The sequence below is a fragment of the Chitinophaga sp. genome (assembly GCF_017745275.1).
Lineage (GTDB): Bacteria > Bacteroidota > Bacteroidia > Chitinophagales > Chitinophagaceae > Chitinophaga.
The window spans coordinates 303,949-324,915 of the sequence record NZ_JAGHZS010000004.1; the positions used below are offsets into that span (position 1 = coordinate 303,949).

A 20,967-nucleotide genomic window follows, 5' to 3' on the forward strand; every position below is an offset into this window, starting at 1 on the left:
GATAGCTGTAAACGTTGTAGTATTATAGACAGATCGTGTTTACCTGTCATCGCATTATAGAAATAATGCACGGTTATTGAAAATCCGGAAAGCCGGGAGCCACGTGTTTGCATTCATCCAACAGCAACAAATTCTTCCCACCCGGCTTTCCTGATTATATTTAGAATGGATGATTTAAATTAAGGGAAAAGGCAGCTGGACTACCATCCTGCATTTTGTTTCAATACGTTGTTAGACAACGTAATTTGTGTGTTAGGTATTTGTACCAGTCCTTTTGTTTCCACCACCTTGGATGCCAGGATGGTTTTAGTGGTATTAACGCCGCCATTTTGAACGGTGGTTGATTCTGCAATAGCCGCAGCAGCCACGTTTATTCCCTGGCGAAGTAAATCCCAGTAACGGATTCCCTCGGCGGCAAATTCCAGTTTTCTTTCATTCATAATATTTGCCTGGTTCACCGGAAGCTGAACAAAAGCGGCCCCGTATGCTCTCTTGCGAACATCATCAAAATACTTTTGTGCATTCCCGGCGCCCAATTCAGCTGCCATTAACAGCACATCGGCATAACGGATAGACACATAGTCCTGGAACTGGCTGATCATAAAGCTGGTACCTCCCATCTTTTCTGCCAGGCTTCTCCCCGCTTCATCTGCCATAGGGCTATACTTTTTAATCGTGTAGCCGGTATACTCCCTCTGGTCTTTTATATTCTGAAAATCGAGTTTCTCATCGTTTATAGAAATAATAGAAGCGCTTCTACGGCTATCATTCGGCGCAAAAGCATTCCAGAGCTTTGGACTTATTGTTGCGGCTCCCCAGCCCATTCCATAAGGATAAATACTTTGAATCCGGATACCATACATTACCATCCAGGTGTTTCCATCCACATTTCCATTCCAGTCGCTGGTATAGGTATACTTGATGGCAAATACTGTTTCTTTATTATCCTCGCCTACATAATTATTCAGTGACGCGGCCGGCCATAAGTTGGCAAATTTGTCGACCAGGCCAAATCCACCATTTGTAATAACATCCTCCAGGTAAGCCAGTGCCTGCGCTTTTGATACCTGTCCTACCAGGTCTGGTTTGTTATAATAACCGGTGTAGTACAGGAATACGCGGCCCAGGAGTGCCTCAGCAGCCCATTTGGTTACCCGTCCACGGGTGGAAGGATCCTGGCTGCCATAACTGGTAGCCGCGAGATTAGCAGCGGCAAATTTCAGATCATCCGTAATCAGCTTATAAACATCATCCGGATTTGCCTGTGGCACATTGTCAGTGGTGGCTTTAGTGATTAATGGAACATTCCCCCACAAGCGCACCATATCAAAGTAGCAATAGGCACGGATAAATCTTGTTTCCGCTTCGTAGGTATTACGCAAAGTGGCATTTTCGCCCCAATTCACACCATCCAGGTGCGACAACAACATGTTGGCCCGGTAAATAGCTTTATAATAAAGGCCCCACGAATCACCAAACAAATCCTGGTCTGAAGGAGAACGGAGCTTGTCAAATTCATCCATCATCTGGATGCCAAATCCATCGGCATTACCGCCACCACCAAATGCTTCGTCAGACATAATAGTAGCAGCAACCGGGAGCGCAAACCCACCAGACCATATACGCTGTAATCCATCATAAACACCCACCTGCGCTTTCCAGGCATCATTTGGTGTTTTATAAAAATTTTGTTCAGTAGCGGAGGTTACGTCCTCTGTATCCAGGAAGGTCTTTTTACAGGCTGCCAATGATAACAGGGCTGTAACCAGTATATAAGATTTTAAGTTTTTCATCGCTAATTCATTTTAAATTAAAAACGGATGTTTGCGCCTACCAGGAAAGTTCTGGGCCGTGGATAATAACCTACATCCACACCGGATGAAAAGCCTTCATTATATCCTACTTCAGGGTCCATGCCTTTATACCTGGTAAGGATGAAAGCATTTTGCACGGAGGTATATACTCTCAATTTACCCAGGTAACTTTTCTTCGCCAGGCGGGCAAAATCATAGCCTAACGTAATATTGTTGATGCGAAGAAATTTGCCGTCGTAAACATACAGGTCTGAGAACTGAGCCCAGTTAACACCATCTTCTGTTACTCTCGGAATCCTGTTGGATGTTCCTGCACCATGCCAGCGATCGAGGATTTCAGTGGAGTAATTGGCAAAGCCACCCGGGCTTCTCCATGACTGCACCAGTTGATTACCTGTTACACCGGATGCCTGTACGGAGAAATCAAAACCTTTCCAGCCAAGGGTGATGTTAAAACCAAATGTAAAATCAGGATTAGGATCTCCGATCTTTGTTTTATCAGCTGCATCAATCACACCATCACCGTTTAAGTCAACATAACGAACATCACCAGGCTTTGCATTGGGCTGAATAGGTGCTCCTGTTTTACCTTTATAAGCCTGTACATCCGCTTCTGTCTGGAAAAGGCCATCTGTTTTGTATCCCCAGAAGTAACCAACCGGTTCTCCGTTTGCGGCACGGTAAAACTCACCAGCATTGGCATACAGCGAATTGGTGCTGCCATGGATCACATGGTCATTGGTAGGTATATTTCCTATCCTGTTTTTGTTATACGCACCGTTTACCCCAATGGAGTAACTAAAATCTTTACCAATGCTGTTGCTATAACTAAGTCCCAGTTCAACACCGGTATTTTTCACATCACCACCATTAATAAGCGGTGCATCAGCTCCGGCAGTAGCGAGGATAGGCACTCTGATTAACCAGTCTTTTGTTTTTTTGACATAATAGTCAAAGGTCACATTCAGGCGCTCTAACACGGTAGCGTCAAAACCGATGTTGGTCTGTTCAGAAGTTTCCCATTTTACGTTGGGATTGGCAATACGGCTTGGATAAGCACCCTGTGTATTTACACCTTCAACAGGTCCGAATATATAACCTGCATTGGTAAAACTGATAGGGGCTAAAAACTGGTAAGCATCTACATTCTGATTACCTACCTGTCCCCAGCTACCGCGGATCTTGAGGAAATCAAGCCAATGAACACCCTGCATGAAATTTTCCCTGGAAGCTACCCATCCTGCAGACACAGAAGGGAAATAACCCCAGCGTTTATCCGGTGCAAACTTCGATGATCCGTCTCCCCTGAAAGTAATATTCAATAAATACTTCTCCTGGAAATCATATTGAAGTCTTCCGAAATAAGACATCAGCGCATTTACGCTTGGACCGCCGCCAACGCTCATATAAGGTGCACCCCTGTTCACATTCTGTGCAATAGATAAGTAAGCGTGTTGCATGTCGGCAATACGCAGATCCCAGTTGCTGCCGTTCATGGCCACTGTTTGCTGTTTCAGCGAAGAGCTACCGGCCATTACACTGAAATGATGATCTGTGTGCACATTAAAATCATAACTGAGTAAATTATCAAACTGGATAGTCCGTCCGTTACCCATAGATTGTGTCACCTTAGCGGTATCATTGAAGGAATAGATAGATAGGTGATACACCGGCGTATAGCCATGACTTTGGTTGGCAGCATAATTTAAGCCGAGGCTTGACCGGAACTTTAGCCCTTTGATGGGTTCTACCTGTATGTACACATCTCCAAATAAGCCCTGGCTACTGTTCCGGTTCCTCGTGGTATAATCCATAACGGCATAAGGATTGGCTTCTCCATTATTCCACGACTGGTCAGGTTTTCCCGGGTACCAGCCTTTTTTGTCGCTGCTGAAATAATTACCAGCAGCGTCATACATCGGCAGGAAAGGGCTCACGCCAAAAGCGCTGCGTAAAGTATTGTTGTATTGCCCATCTACCAAAATACCATGGCTGTTCTGATAATTGAACGTAAGATGTTCTCCTATCTTAACAATATTCTCATATAAATTATGTTCGGAATTTATTCTGAAATTGTAACGGTCGAAATAAGAGATATCGGAGCCGCCAACAATACCACCCTGGCTGGTATATCCAAGCGACATCGAATAAGTGGAATTAGCTCCTCCTCCCTGTACGCCCAGTACATAGTTTTGAGTAGGTACATTGCTTTTAAACATCTGATCCATCCAGTTGGTATTTACCGGAAGGTTGTTGACTACGTCGTTACTGAAGTAAGGCGACTTACCTGAGTTGACAGCAGCTTCATTGATGATGGTAGCATATTCTTTTGCGTTCAGCAATTTTGCTTTACGTGCTACGTTTTGCGCACCATAGAAGGCATCCAGGGTTACCTGTGGCTTCTGATTCACTTTTCCTGTCCTGGTAGTTACCAGTATAACACCATTTGCTGCCTGAGAGCCGTAAATAGCAGCGGAAGCAGCATCTTTCAGGATATCTATGGATGCAATGTCTGCCGGGTTCAGGTAAGAAATATCACCGGTTTGAACACCGTCTACAATATACAGCGGTGCAAAATTACCTACGGTACCTTTACCACGGATAACCACATTCATACCAGCTCCTGGTTGTCCGGAGTAAGTTGTAATTTGTACACCCGGAGCCTGGCCTTGTAATGCCTGCAATGCGTTGGTAGTATTTTGTTTCTGAATATCGGCGCCTTTCACTTGCACATTGGCACCGGTTACCAGCTTTTTCTTCTGTACCCCATACCCGATCACCACCACATTTTCTAATTGACTTTCTGCATCCTGCAATTGAATTTTCAACTCATGAGAAGTTACTTTCACTTCCTTAGGCACAAAACCTACTGAAGAAATAACAAGTATATCGCCAACGGATGCCGTGATGGTAAACCTTCCCGTTTCATCGGCAATAGTAGAGGTTTGGGTACCTTTTACTGATACCGAAGCCGCCGAAACCGGCTGGGAGGTAATCAGGCTGGTGATTGTTCCGCTCACCTTCGTTGTTTGGGCGGAAGCATTTCTGCCAAGGGTAAAGATCAAAATACCCCAGAGCAGCAATATTCGCAAGCGAATAATTTTGGCTGAGTTCATACGTGTGAATTTAAATTGGCTATTTTTTTATAGATAGATGTTTTCCTTCATAAACCACTTCTTTGTCGCATGTGCTGTCCAAATCCAGGCGCCTGGCATTACCAGGTGTGATCATATTAATACGAAATGTTCTTTTCTTCAACATGTTGTTAAATGAACCTTTCCGGTCTCCGATGGTAACGGTGGCGGTTCTTTCGTCATACTTCACCGGGATAACCGCAAAAGCACCTTTTTCATAATTGTAGTTGATTCCTTCATCTTCATACAGGTTAAAAGAGGCGTCTGCGCCGGTATAGATGTTTAAAGTGATAGTATCAGATTGTTTTTCCGAGGTGTATTGCAAGTTGGGGCCGAAAGGCAGTATAGATCCCGCTTTCACAAATAACGGCATACGTTCATAAGGTGCAGGCGCTGTCATTTTTTGGCCTCCTTTATACCACTTACCGGTGTACAGATCATACCATCCCGCACACTCAGGTAAATACACCGGGCGCTGGGTTTGTTTGTATTCACAAACAGGATTCACCAGCAGCGCCGGACCAAACATATACTGGTCTGAAATACTTAATACTGCAGTATCTTTTGGAAAGTCCATGGCCAGGCCACGCATCAACGTATAGTCGTCATGGTAAGCCGCTCCTGCCAGTGAATAGATATAAGGAAGCAACTGGTAACGCAGCTTATCATAATAAAGAAAGCTTTTATATGCAGGATGATCTTCCGGCGCCGTATTAAATACTTCGCGATAAGGGAATTGACCATGCGAGCGGAACAACGGAACAAATGCGCCGAACTGCGACCAGCGGGTCATCAGCTCCCTCCATTCTTCCAGGTTTTCGCTATCTGGTTTTTCGAATTTCTCCGGCACCACAAAACCGCCGATATCCATGGTCCAGTAAGGAAGACCAGACATAGAGAAGTTCACTCCTGCTGCTATCTGAGCTTTCATATCCACCCAGGTGGAACCGATGTCACCACTCCATATAGCCGCAGCGTAGCGTTGTGAGCCCGCAAAACCGGAACGTGTGAGCAGGAAAACCCTTTTATCCGGGTCTGTGGAACGCTGTCCTTCGTAAATACCTTTTGCATTCTGCAATGGATAAGCATTCAGGAATTCGGCCGCACTGCCTAAAGCTGTGGGCGTCATCTGCAGCTTTCTTTTTTCGGGGCTTACATTGGAAAGAATATCCGGCTCACTGGCGTCCATCCACCATGCGTCGATGCCTTTGCTATAAATTTTTTTATTAATCAGGTCCCAGAAACCTTTCCGGGCAGAGGTATTAAACGCGTCGTAAAAGGTGGAAACATATCCCTTGCCTATCCAGTCTCTCTGCTGATCAGCTACATTTCTTTTATAGAGCCATCCATTTCTATCAAACTCTTTATAAGCGGTTATCCCGTCATAAAACTTTGGCCAAACAGATATCATGATCTGGGTGTTGTATTTTTTATGCAACGCCTCAATCATACCATCGGGAGAAGGGAAACGTTTCTCATCAAACTCCTGGCTGCCCCATTCGGCTTCTTTCCAGTAGCTCCAGTCGAGTACAATATTGTCGATAGGAATTTTTCTCTTGCGGAACTCATCTACAGTAGCAATTATTTCCGCTTGTGTTTTATATCTTTCCCGGCTTTGCCAGAAGCCCAGTGCCCATTTAGGCACAATAGGCGCTTTACCTGTAAGCGTTCTGTAGCCGGAAATAACTTCATCCATGTTATCGCCATACACAAAGTAATAATCCACCTGTTTGCCGGCTTCAGAGGAAAAGCCGAAAGTATTTTGCTGTTCTTCACTCAGTGGTTCCTGCCATTTCAAAGAAAGATAGGATTCGCCTTCCGGTATCCATTCTATTTTCACCGGTATCTTGTGTCCTTTTTCAAAGTCGTACGAAATCACTGCAGATGCGGGATTCCATGATTTTCTCCAGCGATCCAATATCAATTTTCCGTTCATCCATACTTTCAGCGAGCCACCATACACGAAGCGGAATTGATGAAGACCTGTCAGGTTACTGGAAAGCATGCCTTCCCAGGTAACCATGCCTGTAGCAGCCGTAAACTCCTTTGGCATCTGGATCTTTGATTCTCCCAGGAATTCCATATTAATAGTGCCCTCAGGTCTTTCGATACTGATTTCCTGCGGCTTATGCCAATCGTTGGCATAGGAAGCAGTTAACCAGCCTGCTTCTCCTTTTTTAGAAAACAGTTGTAGGGAAGAAAGTGGCTGAAGCGGCCGGATATCCCCTGCCCTGGTCAGGGAGTAATTGTCCCACAGGATACCATAGTTCTTATTGGAAATTAAAAAAGGAATGGCTACTTCTGTATTATTCTGAAAGAAGGTAACCTGTTGTCCTCTATAGTTTACAATCCCATCCTGATGCTGACCGAGTCCATACCAGGCATCGCCTTTGGCAGCCTGAAATGTTTGGCTTAAAGTATAATATCTTTTACCGTCAAATACGGCAGGTTGAAAGTTTCTTCCCAAAGGTTGTTTTTCTGCCAGTATTTCTTTGCCGTTCAGGTCCGTAAAAGTAACGGCACCAGTTTGACGGTTGACAGTGGCAATTAACTTTTTTGTTTTGAGTACCAAGTTTTCTTTAGATGGAATGATATCCCAGGTAAGTCCCGGTCTTTTCTGATAAACAGTCACCAGGCTGTTGGCAGGTATTATTTCTTTACCGGGAGCAGCAACTACCCTTATAATATTATCGGCTACAACTTCCAGTTTAACAGCATGCGACGAACCTGTAAACATGGAATCGGTGAAAAGCAGTACGCCATCAGGTAGTGTAATATAAGCGGGCGGAGTCCCTAACGAATCATTCATCAAGCCTAAAGTCAGCAGACTAAACAGCAGCAATCTCAGTTTCATATACGTGGATTAGATGCTGTAAAACTATGGCTATGGTGGCATTGATAAGGGCCCCAAATGATTCAACATGGGGACTCAAATGTTACAAACCGGCCTATACCACTGCATATTCGCAGAAGGGACTGTATTAAAGATGCCTGTTTTTAATATTCGCGACATATTCTGAAGGAGTGACCTTAAACTCTTCCTTGAAAAGTTTACTGAATACTTTCGGGTTATTAAATCCTACCTGGTAGGCTACTTCTGAAATAGACATTCCACTTTTATCTAATAATTGCGCCGCCCTTTTCAAACGAATAGAGCGGATAAAGTCCAATGGCGATTTCCCGGTAAGGGAATTTATCTTCCGGTACAGGGTAACCCTGCTCATGAACAGCTCCCGGCTCAATTCATCTACTGAAAAGTCAGGATTATCTATTTGTTTTTCAATAATGTCTAACGCCTGTTTTAGGAATTTCTCATCAACCGGGGTGATGGTCACCTCTTCCGGGTTGACTTCAATTTGCTTCTGGAATTTCTTCTTTAGTAATTGTTGTTGTGCCAATAGATTATTAATACGGGATCCGAGGATCTCAAAGGTGAAAGGTTTGGTGATGTAATCATTGGCACCGGCTCTCAGGCCCGCCAGTTGTTTTTCCTCGCTACCCATGGCCGTAAGCAGGATAACCGGAATATGTGAGGTGAGTGTTTCGGACTTAATTTTGCCTACCAGCTCCACCCCATCCATCAATGGCATCATCACGTCGCTTACCACGAGGTCGGGATTTAACCGTTTAATTTTCTCCCAGCCCTCACTTCCATTAGTAGCTTCCTCCACATGGTAATGTTCTTTCAGGTTATCTTTCAGGTAAAAGCGCAGGTCTTCATTATCTTCCACTATCATAATTGTTTTTTTCCTGTTTCCTTTTTTGGTTTCTTCAATATCTGCCGGCTCCTCTTCGGCTGCTGTTGCCGAAGTTACGGGCCGGGGCGCTGTATACATCTTCCTGGCAGGGAGTAATACGGTAAAGCAGGTACCCTGATCCGGTTCACTTTCCACTGTAATGGTACCGTGGTGCAGATTTACAAACTCTTTTGTGATGGCCAGCCCTATACCTGTTCCCTGGTTTACCATACTCTCCGGTACTTCCGTCTGGAAAAACCGTTCGAAGATTTTTTCGTGTTGAGCAGCCGGGATGCCAATACCAGAGTCTTTTACTTTGATGGCAACCGTACCATCTGTTTTGGGGCTAACGGGTGGATTATATGTCAATTTGACACTTACTTCGCCATTATCGAAAGTGTATTTAAAAGCATTGGAGAGCAGGTTAAATAAAATCTTCTCTATCTTATCTTTATCAAAATAAATCTCCAGGTGGTCAATATCACTGGAAAATGAAAACCGGATTTTCTTCTTTTCTGCCACATCTGTGAAAGAGCAACTGGTTTCCTGGCAAAAGCCAACAATATCACCTACTGCAGGGTGCAGTCGTATTTCTTCCACTTCCATTTTCCTGAAATCCAGCAGCTGGTTCACCAGGTTCAGCAAACGTTTGGCATTCCGTTGCACGAGGTTCAATTGTTCTACCTGCTCCTGGTCTGTAGTCTGTTTAATGATTTTATCCAACGGCGCCATAATGAGGCTTAAGGGTGTCCGGAATTCATGGCTTACATTAGTAAAAAACTTTGTTTTTAACTGTTCCAGGGCATGCGCTCTTTCTGCCTCTCTTCGTTGCTGAGTCACCTCAAAACGCATATGTATCCTGTCTAAAGTAATGCGTCGGATCAGGAAAAACAGGCTGGCAGCCACCAGTAAATATATAAAGTAGGCAATGGGGGTTCGCCAGAATGGTGGCGCAATATTGATTTGCAGGGTTTTTACTTCGCTCCATAATCCTGTTCTGTCCAGCACCTTTACCTTGAAGATGTAATGACCCGGGCTGAGGTTCGTATAGGTGGCTCTCCGTTGGCTATCGTCTGTATACAGCCAGTCGGTGTTAAACCCTTCCAGCATGTACGCATATTTATCATTGCGGTTATGTGAGAAATCAAGCGAGGCAAAGTCAATAGAGAAAACATTTTCTTTATACTTCAGGTCAATGCTTTCCAACTGCGGTAAAGCACGGCTCAATAGCACACGGTTATCTACTCTTTCGCCGGGTGCTATATTTTTATCCAGCAGTTGAAAACCGGTGAATGTAATGGCGGAGTGGCCAACGGATGGCTTAATGGAGGCGGGATTAATGATGTTAAACCCGGACGGTCCTCCGAAAAATAATTCACCGGTTGCCGTTCTCAGCGCCGCATTTTCATTAAATTCCCGGTTCTGCAGGTTATTGGTGGCATCGTAATTAACCACGGAAAAAGTAATATGGTGATTATTCTGCCTGGGAATAACATTAGATAAGCCGTTAGGCGTGGAGATCCAGAGTGTTTGATGCGCATCTTCCAGGATATTTAATATCATATTATCCGGAAGGCCATCTGCTATGGTGAAGGTCTGAAATTCCCTGGTTTGGCTGTCAAACAGGTTAAGTCCTTCCCTGGTTCCTGCCCAGATACGCCCCTGGCTGTCTTCCAGGAGACAAAAAATACCGTCGTCGTTTAAACTGTTTTTCTTGTTGGAATGCTGATAAGTAGTCACCACTTTATTGTCCGCCAAAACCATAATGCCTCCGCTGGTACCTACCCATAAATCGCCTTTCCTATCCTGCATTACAGCAGAGACATAATTCGCGCCTCCGCCGTTTTTATAATGATAAAACCGGTTAGCAGCCCTGTCGAAACGATCCAGTCCACCGCCCAGGGTGCCTATCCATAACTGTTGTTTTTTATCTTCAAATATTTCCCAGACAACATCATCTGCCAGGCTGAAAGAATCGCGTTCATTATGCCGGTAATGTGTAAACTTCCTGCCATCAAAACTATTGAGGCCACCATAATAAGTACCCACCCAAAGGATATCTTCCTGGTCAATCCAGAGACTCACAATCACATTATTGCTCAAACTATTGCTGTTATTGGGATCGTGCAGGTATTGCCGGAAAGCATTATTCTTCCTGTCGAAATAAATCAGCCCCCCGCCATTGGTGCCTATCCAGATATTACCATACTTGTCTTCTGCAAAACGATTTACATCATCAAACTGTAAACTCCGGGGGTCTGACTCCCGGTGATGGAAATAGGGAAACTGTATAACATTACTATTATAATAATTTACACCTTGTTTGTAGGTGCCAAGCCATATTATTCCCTGGTTGTCTTTGTAAATGGCAGTGATACTGTTTTGACTGATACTTTTGGGATCATTGGGGTTATTCAGCAGGAAAGTGGTATTAAACCCGTTCTTTTTGTCTATCAGGGCTACTCCGCCATGATCTGTTCCCACCCAGATCAAACCATTATTATCCTGCACTACCTGGCTTACCAGGTCCGACTTTAGCCTTACCGGGAAAGAATTTTTACCCATCCTCACAACGCTGCCATCTTCCGGATGGAAAAAAAAGAGGCCATTATTGTAGCTCCAGCACCAGATATCGCCGTCATTATCTACAAAAATGGAAAAAGTACTTTCAGCTTTGTGCAGCTTTTGCAGGGCATCACTGGAAAAAATGGTTTTCCCCAACTGTATATCATACTTCTGCAAAAATCCGGACTCATATATCAGCCATAGCTTTCCATCTGCAGCTTCCTTTATCGAAGTGATTTTTTCTCCGGACGGCACAGGGGCTTGTGCCTTAAATGGCTTTATGCTTTTATCGTTGGCAGAATATAAATACAGTCCTTTGTCGCTGTAAAGAAACCAGTACCTGCCTTCTTTGCCTTTTACGATGCTGGAAATAGTACCCGCAGGCAAACCCAGTGCAGATAAATAGCTGCTATAATTGGCGTCGAACTTTTCTGTATCCGGGTTATAGATACAGGGGCCGCCCATGGTTGATATCCACATTTTCCGGCCGGGTAACTCATAAAAGCTGACGATATTATTGGCTACCAGGGAAGTACTGTCGTTATGATCCTTGCGAAATATTTTAAAAGAATAACCATCATAACGATTCAGTCCATAAGTAGTTCCCACCCACAAAAAACCGTCCTGGTCTTTAACCACGGCGTTTACCTGGTTATGGGATAAGCCATTATAGGTGTTGAGCTTTGAAAAATTATAGTGTTCTCCCTGCGATAAAACGACCAGCGACTGCAACAAAAAAACAACCCCTAAAAGGTAACGCATTACTATAGGTTTTAGGTATAAAAATTTCTCGCCTGCCTGGCCTTCATGCGCTTCCTGCTGGCATCGTTTTTTATTCATACTCCTGAAATGATATTTTCTGAGGGTATTGTAACATTCCATACCCTAATCTGACAGAATCCATACCCCCCGGTATGGGTCAGACGATATAACTTTATTATAATTATATTATTCCACGCAAATAACCCTGCCCCGTTATGAAAACATCACTATTGCTGCCTGGTGTTCAGGCTGTTTCTTTCTATACGTCTTGTTTAACAGGCCCATCTTCATAATCCATCTGTTAAGTGTCAATATAACACATAAAATTTACTGCAACAAATTCCACGCTCCTTAAAGCCCGGTAACCCATACGGATGTTTTTGCTAACATTTTAGCAAAAATACAATCATCCGGGAACAAAAATACCATTCACCCCTTTTTTTCAACCACTCTAAAACGATTCACGTATGAAACATCTTTTATTTTTATCGACGTTGTTATCATCCGGTTGTAAATGGTTATTGCTAACAGCCGGTATTTTATTTTCAATTCCCGCATGGAGTCAATTACCTACGGCACAACAGGTAGCCAGCCAAATGAAAGTAGGCTGGAACCTGGGAAATACGCTGGAAGCCATTTGTGGAGAAAACGCCTGGGGCAATCCCAATACCAGCCAGGCGCTTATCAATGCTGTAAAAGCCGCCGGTTTTAATACCATACGAATCCCCGTGGCCTGGGATTGTCATACCAGCAATGGCGTTATTGATGCAAACTGGATGGCCCGTGTGAAAACCGTGGTAGACTACTGCATTAACAGTAACCTGTATGTTATCATAAACATCCACTGGGACGGAGGCTGGTTAGAGAATAATTGCACTACCAGCGCACAATCCGCTGTAAATGCCAAACAACAAAATTACTGGACGCAAATCGCCAATTATTTTAAAAACTATAATGAACGATTACTTTTCGCCAGCGCCAATGAACCGGCGGTAAGCGATGCAACAGGTATGTCGGTGCTGCTATCCTATCACCAGACATTTGTAAATGCGGTGCGTGCCACCGGCGGAAATAACAGCAGCCGCTGTTTGGTTATACAAGGTCCTGCCACCAACCCCGACTATACCTACAACCTGATGAATACCCTGCCAACTGACCCTGCCTCCAATCGCCTGATGGTGGAAGTTCACTATTATGCGCCCTGGCAATTTTGTGGTTTAACATCAGACGAAAGCTGGGGTAAAATGTTTTTCTACTGGGGAAATGGCTACCACTCTACCATACAACCAGACCGCAACAGTACCTGGGGAGAAGAAAGCGAAGTAGAAAGGCTTTTGGGGCTGATGAAAACAAAGTACATCGATAACGGCATCCCGGTTATCATTGGTGAATTTGCTGCTGTTAAACGAAGCAACCCCACAGATCTTTCATTGCATCTGGCATCGAGAGAGTATTTTCACAGGTATGTTTCCAGCTCCGCCAAAAGCAAGGGGATCATTCCCATCTACTGGGATGCTGGCGTTGCCGGAGGTGTATTTGATCGTAGTACAGCAACGGTATCTGACCAGGGTGTAGTGAACGCCATTATGCAAGGAGTCAACGGATCTACCTCCGGCTATATCACACTGGCTAATCGTGCTACGGGTTTATTCATAGATGGAATAGGCAGAACTGCCAACGGATCTAATTGTTCTCAATGGGGTAATAGCGGCAGCTATAACCAGCAATGGAGTGTAGAAACCACCGGAAGTTATGTAAAACTAAAAAACCGTGCTACAGGATTATATTTAGATGGAATGGGCAGAACGACCAACGGCTCCATTGCTGGTCAATGGGCTACCAGCAGCAGCAGCAACCAACAATGGACCATGGAAAATAACGGCGGCTATGTAAAATTCAAAAACGCAGCAACCGGTTTATACCTGGATGGTTTAGGTCAAACCAGCAATGGCGCTGACCTGGGACAATGGGGCTTAAGTTCCAGCTATAACCAGCAGTGGAGCACTTCTTCCGTAACGAATGCCCGGATGGCAACAGCAACATTATCTCCTGCACTTACCACCACCAATAAACAGGCATTGCAGGTTTCTGCATATCCTAATCCCTCCTCCTCTGCTTTCAACCTGGTAACTAATACCAAAGAAAAGATAACGTTGATTGAAATAATTGATATGACAGGAAAGGTAGTTGAATCCATTAAAGCGGCTGCTATTCAAAACAAATTAGTATTTGGGGGATCGCTCCCTCCTAATACCTATATCGTGAAGGTGACCGGTACCAGCGGCGTAACAACCTTTAAGATTATCAAACAATAATCATCACAGCGGGTACACTACATAAACCAGGGGCCCTCATCACGTTGGTGATGAGGGCCCCTGGACTTTAACACTGGAAAAGAAATGTTAAACCAAATACACCTAATCCAGCGCTATCATCGCCTTAATTACCCCCTTAGACGGATGAAGCAAACTTTCAAATTCATTAACAACTTCTTCAAATGCCAATCGGTGCGTTATATAATTGGTTGGCTGTATCCACCCTTTCCTGATGGAAGCAATCACATGTTCAAAGTCTTCCCGCGTAGCATTGCGACTGCTCATTAAAGTAGCTTCCCGCTTGTGATACTCCGGATGACTAAAGCTGATATCTCCTTTCTGCAAGCCCACCAGCACATATGTTCCACCGTGCGCTATATATTGAAAGCTGTTATTAATAGCTTTTAAACTGCCCGTTGCATCAATAACAACGGTAGGCATATCGCCATTTGTAATCAGGGCCAGCTGCTCCGATACGTTTTCCGTGGAGGCATCTATGACATGATTCACCTGCAACTTCTCCCTGCAAAATGCCAGCCTGTTTGCATTAACATCCACCGCAATGACGTTAGCACCAGCAATACGTGCGAACTCCATAATCCCTAAACCAATAGGACCGGCGCCAACTACCAATACAAACTCACCAGGTTTTACATCTGCCCGCCTGATGCTATGTGCACCAATAGCCAATGGTTCCACCAATGCCAGTTCATCATATCCCAGGCCGTTGCCGTGTACCAGTGCATAGGCAGGTACGTTGAGGTATTCCCTCATGCCGCCGTCAACATGCACACCACAAACATTGATCTTAACACAGCAATTAGGCTTGCCAGATCTGCAGGCGATACAAACACCACAATTAAAATAAGGGATAAAGGTGACGATGTCTCCGTTGGAAAATCCTGCTGCTCCATTAGCATCCACTATCTCACCTGAAAGTTCATGTCCTAAAATACGTGGATAATTAAAATATGGCTGCGTTCCTTCGAAAGCATGCAAATCAGTACCACAAACGCCGATGCGGCGAATCCTGATCTGAACATATCCTTCGTCCGGTGCCTGTCTTTGCGTATCCTCCAGCACTAACCTTCCCGGTTCCTCACAAATTATTGTTCGCATATGATTATTTAAAGTTGAAAGATTTGTTCCATGATCACCCACTTCTCCCCTTCTTTTGCCCAGGGTAATGGCTGCTGGAACTTCCACATTAATTGTTCCCACTCCTGTACTTTCGGATTGGCGGCATCCGAAGCATTTTTCTTCTCCGCATCATACAAATCGGTGGTCTCCATAATCATCATCAGGCGATTACCTGTTCTGTAAATGTCCATTTCTACAATGCCTGCATCCAGGATACTCTTTCTTACTTCCGGCCACCCGTTTTCTGCTTTGTGCCAATATTCATATTCTGCTATCAGCTGAGGATCATCCTTCAGGTCCAGCGCTAAACAATATCTTTTCATATTCTCTTTTAATCTCTATAAATAACAGGATGCATAAAGCGGATCTATTAATCCACCTTCTTCCATTTCTTTCCAGAACCCTTCCGGAATAACCGTTTGCGGCAATGCCACATTTTGCGCCACGCGCTCTGCCTGTGTTGTATTTAAAGCAATGCTCCTGACTCCCGGTGCATTCCTGCCGAAAATCACACAAGCCGCTATCGGTGTGATCTGATAATCGGTACATAACTGGTAAAAACGCTCCCGCCAATCATATAACGCTTTATCTTTTACCGGATCTGTTAACTGATAATTATAATATGCCGATCCTGTTAGGAAACCGCCATTAAAAACAGCCGAATTAATAATAGCAATGTCCTGCTGCTGCAGCTTTACCATAAATTCCACTAACACAGAAGGATGGCTATGAACGGTCATACTATTTGCAATCATCACCCAGTCAAGGGCTACATCTTCCGTTATTTTCTTTATTACCCGCCAATCCTTGGCGCCCACGCCGATGGCTTTCACCTTCCCTGCCTGCTTCAATTCATGTAAAGCCCGGTATGCGTCCAGTATGTCCTGATAACGTTGCTGGTACTCCTGTTCATCCTTTGCCGCGGCAAGATATTCATCAGGATCATGCACGGATACCAGCGATGCATGATAATCACCTAATAATGCATTGCCTTGTTCATAGCATTCCAGTATGCCATGATAGCTTATTTTCTGAATAGCATCATGCTCCAGGTTTTGCCATACGCCTGGCTCAAAGGTGGGCTCCGGTGTTTTTAATTCCGTGCGCAGCCACCCCAGCTTATTGCTGATCAACACATCCGAAGGGGCAATCCCCAATTGCTTCAAACTCCGTCCCAGGGCTTCCAGCGCCAATCCCGCGCCGTATTTACCTGCTGAATCAAATATAACCGGACCAGGCGAACATTTTATGCATTCATGAACAATGGATCGCTTCTTTTCTTCCGGGATTGCTATATATAAATTTCCTAACCCGCTGGTGCCAAAAATGACTTCCGGCAAATTGAGTTTTTCCATACCAATGCCTGCTTATTTTCAAAGAATAGTTGAAACAATTAATTCTTCCCGCTTCACCTTTACACGATGACCTTTGAACCCAAAAAAAGCTACCGCTATAAAACATATCAGTGGTACAATGTAACCGTATTGAATATTCCCCGTTACATCACTGATATAACCAAATACCCGTGGCAAAACCGCGCCGCCTACAATAGACATAATAATCAGGCTGCTTCCAAACTCTGTATCACCACGCAGTTCCCGGATGCCAAGGGCAAAGATGGTGGGAAACATAATCGACATAAAGAAGCAGATACCTATGACGGTATAAATGGTAATGATACCTGTTCCCAGGATGGCAACTCCACAAAGCAAAATATTGATCACTGCGTATACCCCCAATAATTTCGCAGAACTAAAATGTTGCATTAAATAAGTGCCGACAAACCTTCCTATTAAAAATGCCAGCCCACATGCTCCGAGATAATCAGCAGCCTTCACTTCTGTTATGCCTGCAGCTTTTGTGGCATACAGGATAAACAAACTAAACACACATACCTGGGCGCCTACATAAAAGAATTGCGCCACTACACTCCACGTCAGGTGTTGATGCCTGAAGGCGTGAAAAATGTGTTTACTGGCAGTATGTCCTTCGTTATGCTGGATCGCCGGCAGGCGCGTAAAGGCAAAAATGACCGCTATTAATACCAGCACAGTTCCCAATATAAAATAGGGCATTTTTACGGTGGCCGCTTCTGCCGCCAGTGCAAGTTGACGGCCACTTTCCGTCATGGCTCCCAATTCCGCTGCTGTATAACCTTTGGTAAGAATAACCCGCGCACCGATTATTGGCGCAAGCGTAGCTGCCAGGCCATTAAATGACTGCGCAAGATTCAGCCGTTGGGTAGACGAAGCCGGATCCCCCAGCGATGATGCATAAGGGTTAGCCGCAGTTTCTAATATCGTCAGGCCGCAGGCAATAATAAACAACGCAACAAGGAAAAATATATACTGCTGTGTATTAGCGGCAGGAATAAACAAAAACGAACCTAATGCAAAAACCAGCAGCCCTGCAATAATTCCGGTTTTATACCCGTACCGTTTCATAATAAAACCGGCTGGTAACGCCATCAGGAAATAAGCGATAAACACAGCAGAATCCACCAGTGTAGCCTGAACAGTAGTCAGTGTAAAAGACTTCTGCAAATGCGGTATTAATATAGGATCAAGATTATGTGCGAAACCCCATAAAAAAAACAAACTGGTGATCAGTATAAACGGGAATAATGTATGGTTCTTTGCCATATAAATGTTAAGCTTAAAGAAGATTGATTCCAGGGCATGTCCCTGAAACAGGGACATGCCTGCTTATCCCAACACTCAGACAATTGCGCCTTCAATCTTTAATACAAACGCCTCTTTACAGGGAGCTTGCTCCGGCAACTGTACCTTCAGACCGTCGGATGTTTGCTCAAAGCTTACGCTGCGGCTTCCGAGCAGGCTTACCTGGCTTACTTTTCCTACCTGGTTATCTGTTGCCAGTGCTTTCACTGATATACTGTTATTCGCCGGCCATCCCAACATCACTGCATACAAAGTTTTTCCTTTCGTAGTAAAACGGATATCTTCTGCTACGAATGGTTTTCCCTGCCCTTCATTAAAACCATGGGCATTCAACGCTTGTACGGATGCTGTGGCAGGCCCTTCTCCAAATACTTTCCATGGGCGTGTGCTATAAATCGCTTCACTATTTACCTGCATCCAATCTGCTACCTGTTCTACTACTGCCCGCTCTTCACTATCGATAGTACCATCTCCGCGAACGGGAACATTTAATAAAAGATTACCATTTTTGCTGACAATATCTACCAATGAGTGAACTACTGTTTTAGCTGTCTTATACCCTTTATTGTCAAACAGGCGGCGATCATAGTGCCAGCCACCAATACAGGTATCCGTCTGCCATGGCAAGGGCTCGATCTGGTTACTTTGTCCCCGCTCAATATCCCATATCATGCACTTGCGTTGTTGCTCGTTCAACTTTTTGCCAAATAAGGCTGCCTGTAATTTTCCGTGTTTTTTGATACTGGTGTTATACAGATGCGCGGCTATTTTTAATCCTGCATCACTGATGGGCCAAAGCGGCAGCGCATTGTCATCAAAATAAACCAGCTCAGGGTCATATTTATCTATGAGTTCAATAGTCCGGTTTAAGAAGCTGTCGCAGTAAGCTTTATCAGGTACACTGGCGCCATTTCCCCAATCCCAGTAAGCGCCCATATCGCCTTTCAGGCTATCCTTGCTCAAAGCATGCCGCTGTGCATATAATTCCTGTGGATCGTATCCCTGCCACCATTTGTTACGGCCGTCCGCTTTCGTCAGTTTGCCATCATAAGGCACGCCGGCATAGGGTCCGCTTTTATCAGAACGCTGTGCTACTTCGTACCAGGTCCAGGCATGGGAAGCATGCACGGTTACACCAAATGGTAATCCCTGTTCTTTCGCCGCTTTTGCCCAGCCTCCAACGAGATCCTTTTTAGGTCCCAGTTTAGTGGAATTCCACCGATGGTATTTACTGTCGTACAAGTCGAGATTATCGTGGTGATTGGCCATGGCCATAAAATATTTCGCACCAGCTTTCTTGTACAGCGCCAGCAATTCCTCCGGATGCCAGTTTTCTGCTTTCCACTCATTGATTACATCCTTAAAACCAAATTTGGAAGGATGTCCATATTTCTGAAGATGATATTTATAATGATCGCTTCCTTCTTCATACATGCCGCGTGCATACCAGTCGCCATGCTCCGGCTGACACTGCGGCCCCCAATGCGCCCAGATGCCAAACTTTGCGTCCCTGAACCAATCGGGCACCTGGTACTGCGCCAGCGAGTCCCAGGTAGGCTGAAATGGCCCGGGTGCCAGACGTGGCGTGGATGGAGCCTTTAATAAACTGTGTGCATAAAGATTAGATAGGTATAGAGATGATAAGCCTGTAGCTAATCCTTTTATCAGCGTTCTTCTTTTCATGGAATTTAGTTTTATTGGCCGCTTATATGGACAAGCGATAATCAATCTCTCAAACTTACTCCGAAATACTTGTGCTGCATTTAGTCAAATAGGACTTTTTTTTATACAAATCCGACTATTTACTTATTATTGCTTTGATAAAACCGGGATTTTGAAGCGGTAATGCCGACTGTCAAACAGAAAGTAGCGTTCCTGTTGGCATATCCTCGTTAAAAGAGCTTAACAATTTTATAGCATGATTAAAAGACTTCTAAAACATACATTCACGCTATTGAACGTTGACCACGTAAAGCTCGGTTCCAAATGGAATTACAAAAATGTGATCAGCCCCTATTTCAGGATATATTATATTGATGCAGGTGCAGGAGAAATCTCGGATGCTGTTTCAAAGGTTAGCCTGGAACCCGGTTTTCTGTATATTATTCCGAGCTTTACGTTATGCAACCTGCTATGTCCCACTTATCTCAGTCAGTATTTCGTGCAGTTTTTCGAAGAGTCATCTGATGGTATTTCACTGTTTGAGAACAACAGGTCCATTTTAAAAGTGAAAGCCACTGAAATTGATATCCTTAATTTTTCCCGTTTGTTGGAAATAAATCCTGGCCGTGGTATTAACGGCTCTGACAATCCGAAGGTCTACGAAAAAAATACCTTTTATAAAGCCTACCAGGATCTTAATAACCGCCAAAGCGTGGCCACCTTTACAGAAACGCATGGGATTCTTCTCCAGTTGGTATCACGCTTCTTAATGCAGGATACTACCAGGTATAACGATACGCATCCCATACCGGCAAAGGTGCTGAATGCAATCAGTTATATTCAATTAAATCTGCACCGTGATCTGTCTGTAACGGTGCTCGCGAAAAGAGCCAACCTGCATACAGATTATTTCTCCCGCCTTTTCCATCAACACACCGGGGAAAGACCTGTAAAATATATACAGGGGAAAAGAATTGAGCGGGCGCAATACCTGATGGTGACCACCCAGATGACCTTTACTGAAATTGCTACGCAAACAGGTTTTGAAAATGTCTTTTATTTTTCCAAAATTTTTAAGCAAATCACGGGCATGTCTCCCGGTAACTATAAAAAACAAATGGATATGATGGGTTTTTAAGTGTAGCAGGCACAGGAAA

General features: G+C 44.3%; 11 protein-coding genes. 2 read left to right on the forward strand and 9 right to left on the reverse strand.

What is annotated here, in order from left to right:
* Positions 1–200 precede the first annotated feature (200 nt).
* From J7623_RS14055 to J7623_RS14070, 4 genes are all read right to left on the reverse strand, one after another.
* The gene (locus tag J7623_RS14055; protein ID WP_291920997.1) at positions 201–1,793 is read right to left on the reverse strand and encodes a RagB/SusD family nutrient uptake outer membrane protein; all 1,593 of its coding nucleotides are present in this window, start codon (positions 1,791–1,793) and stop codon (positions 201–203) included.
* Positions 1,794–1,810: 17 nt separating this feature from the next.
* Positions 1,811–4,930, reverse strand: a complete 3,120-nt coding sequence (locus J7623_RS14060; RefSeq protein ID WP_291920999.1) for a TonB-dependent receptor — start codon at positions 4,928–4,930, stop codon at positions 1,811–1,813.
* 19 nt (positions 4,931–4,949) lie between these two features.
* Entirely contained in the window at positions 4,950–7,802 is a 2,853-nt protein-coding gene (locus J7623_RS14065; RefSeq protein WP_291921001.1) for a TIM-barrel domain-containing protein, read from the reverse strand.
* A gap of 127 nt (positions 7,803–7,929) precedes the next feature.
* The gene (locus J7623_RS14070; RefSeq protein ID WP_291921003.1) at positions 7,930–12,090 is read right to left on the reverse strand and encodes a two-component regulator propeller domain-containing protein; all 4,161 of its coding nucleotides are present in this window, start codon (positions 12,088–12,090) and stop codon (positions 7,930–7,932) included.
* A gap of 389 nt (positions 12,091–12,479) precedes the next feature.
* Between J7623_RS14070 and J7623_RS14075 the strand changes: the two genes are divergently transcribed.
* The gene (locus J7623_RS14075) at positions 12,480–14,327 is read left to right on the forward strand and encodes a cellulase family glycosylhydrolase (protein ID WP_291921005.1); all 1,848 of its coding nucleotides are present in this window, start codon (positions 12,480–12,482) and stop codon (positions 14,325–14,327) included.
* A gap of 102 nt (positions 14,328–14,429) precedes the next feature.
* On the opposite strand, the gene J7623_RS14080 is transcribed toward J7623_RS14075, so the two are convergent.
* The 5 genes from J7623_RS14080 to J7623_RS14100 all read right to left on the reverse strand — a co-directional run bounded on the left by J7623_RS14080 (position 14,430) and on the right by J7623_RS14100 (position 19,831).
* Complete coding sequence (locus tag J7623_RS14080) at positions 14,430–15,446, reverse strand: zinc-binding alcohol dehydrogenase family protein (RefSeq protein WP_291921007.1); 1,017 nt, start codon at positions 15,444–15,446, stop codon at positions 14,430–14,432.
* Positions 15,447–15,454: 8 nt separating this feature from the next.
* Positions 15,455–15,790, reverse strand: a complete 336-nt coding sequence (locus J7623_RS14085; RefSeq protein WP_291921009.1) for an L-rhamnose mutarotase — start codon at positions 15,788–15,790, stop codon at positions 15,455–15,457.
* Between the two features lie 15 nt (positions 15,791–15,805).
* The gene (locus J7623_RS14090; RefSeq protein WP_291921011.1) at positions 15,806–16,822 is read right to left on the reverse strand and encodes an aldo/keto reductase; all 1,017 of its coding nucleotides are present in this window, start codon (positions 16,820–16,822) and stop codon (positions 15,806–15,808) included.
* 18 nt (positions 16,823–16,840) lie between these two features.
* Positions 16,841–18,109: an L-fucose:H+ symporter permease gene (gene fucP, locus J7623_RS14095; protein WP_291921013.1), complete on the reverse strand. Its 1,269-nt coding sequence runs from the start codon at positions 18,107–18,109 to the stop codon at positions 16,841–16,843.
* A gap of 75 nt (positions 18,110–18,184) precedes the next feature.
* A complete protein-coding gene (locus J7623_RS14100; protein ID WP_291921015.1) occupies positions 18,185–19,831 on the reverse strand; it encodes an alpha-L-fucosidase in 1,647 nt (548 codons plus the stop codon).
* A 235-nt stretch (positions 19,832–20,066) separates the two neighbouring features.
* On the opposite strand from J7623_RS14100, the gene J7623_RS14105 reads away from it, so the two are divergent.
* Positions 20,067–20,948: an AraC family transcriptional regulator gene (locus J7623_RS14105; protein ID WP_291921017.1), complete on the forward strand. Its 882-nt coding sequence runs from the start codon at positions 20,067–20,069 to the stop codon at positions 20,946–20,948.
* The last annotated feature ends 19 nt before the right edge of the window (positions 20,949–20,967 follow it).

Bases quoted from the DNA above. Each gene is read 5' to 3' on its own strand.
- J7623_RS14055 (WP_291920997.1), bottom strand. From the start codon at position 1,793: ATGAAAAACTTAAAATCTTATATACTGGTTACAGCCCTGTTATCATTG.
- J7623_RS14060 (WP_291920999.1), bottom strand. From the start codon at position 4,930: ATGAACTCAGCCAAAATTATTCGCTTGCGAATATTGCTGCTCTGGGGT.
- J7623_RS14065 (WP_291921001.1), bottom strand. From the start codon at position 7,802: ATGAAACTGAGATTGCTGCTGTTTAGTCTGCTGACTTTAGGCTTGATG.
- J7623_RS14070 (WP_291921003.1), bottom strand. From the start codon at position 12,090: ATGAATAAAAAACGATGCCAGCAGGAAGCGCATGAAGGCCAGGCAGGC.
- J7623_RS14075 (WP_291921005.1), top strand. From the start codon at position 12,480: ATGAAACATCTTTTATTTTTATCGACGTTGTTATCATCCGGTTGTAAA.
- J7623_RS14080 (WP_291921007.1), bottom strand. From the start codon at position 15,446: ATGCGAACAATAATTTGTGAGGAACCGGGAAGGTTAGTGCTGGAGGAT.
- J7623_RS14085 (WP_291921009.1), bottom strand. From the start codon at position 15,790: ATGAAAAGATATTGTTTAGCGCTGGACCTGAAGGATGATCCTCAGCTG.
- J7623_RS14090 (WP_291921011.1), bottom strand. From the start codon at position 16,822: ATGGAAAAACTCAATTTGCCGGAAGTCATTTTTGGCACCAGCGGGTTA.
- fucP (WP_291921013.1), bottom strand. From the start codon at position 18,109: ATGGCAAAGAACCATACATTATTCCCGTTTATACTGATCACCAGTTTG.
- J7623_RS14100 (WP_291921015.1), bottom strand. From the start codon at position 19,831: ATGAAAAGAAGAACGCTGATAAAAGGATTAGCTACAGGCTTATCATCT.
- J7623_RS14105 (WP_291921017.1), top strand. From the start codon at position 20,067: ATGATTAAAAGACTTCTAAAACATACATTCACGCTATTGAACGTTGAC.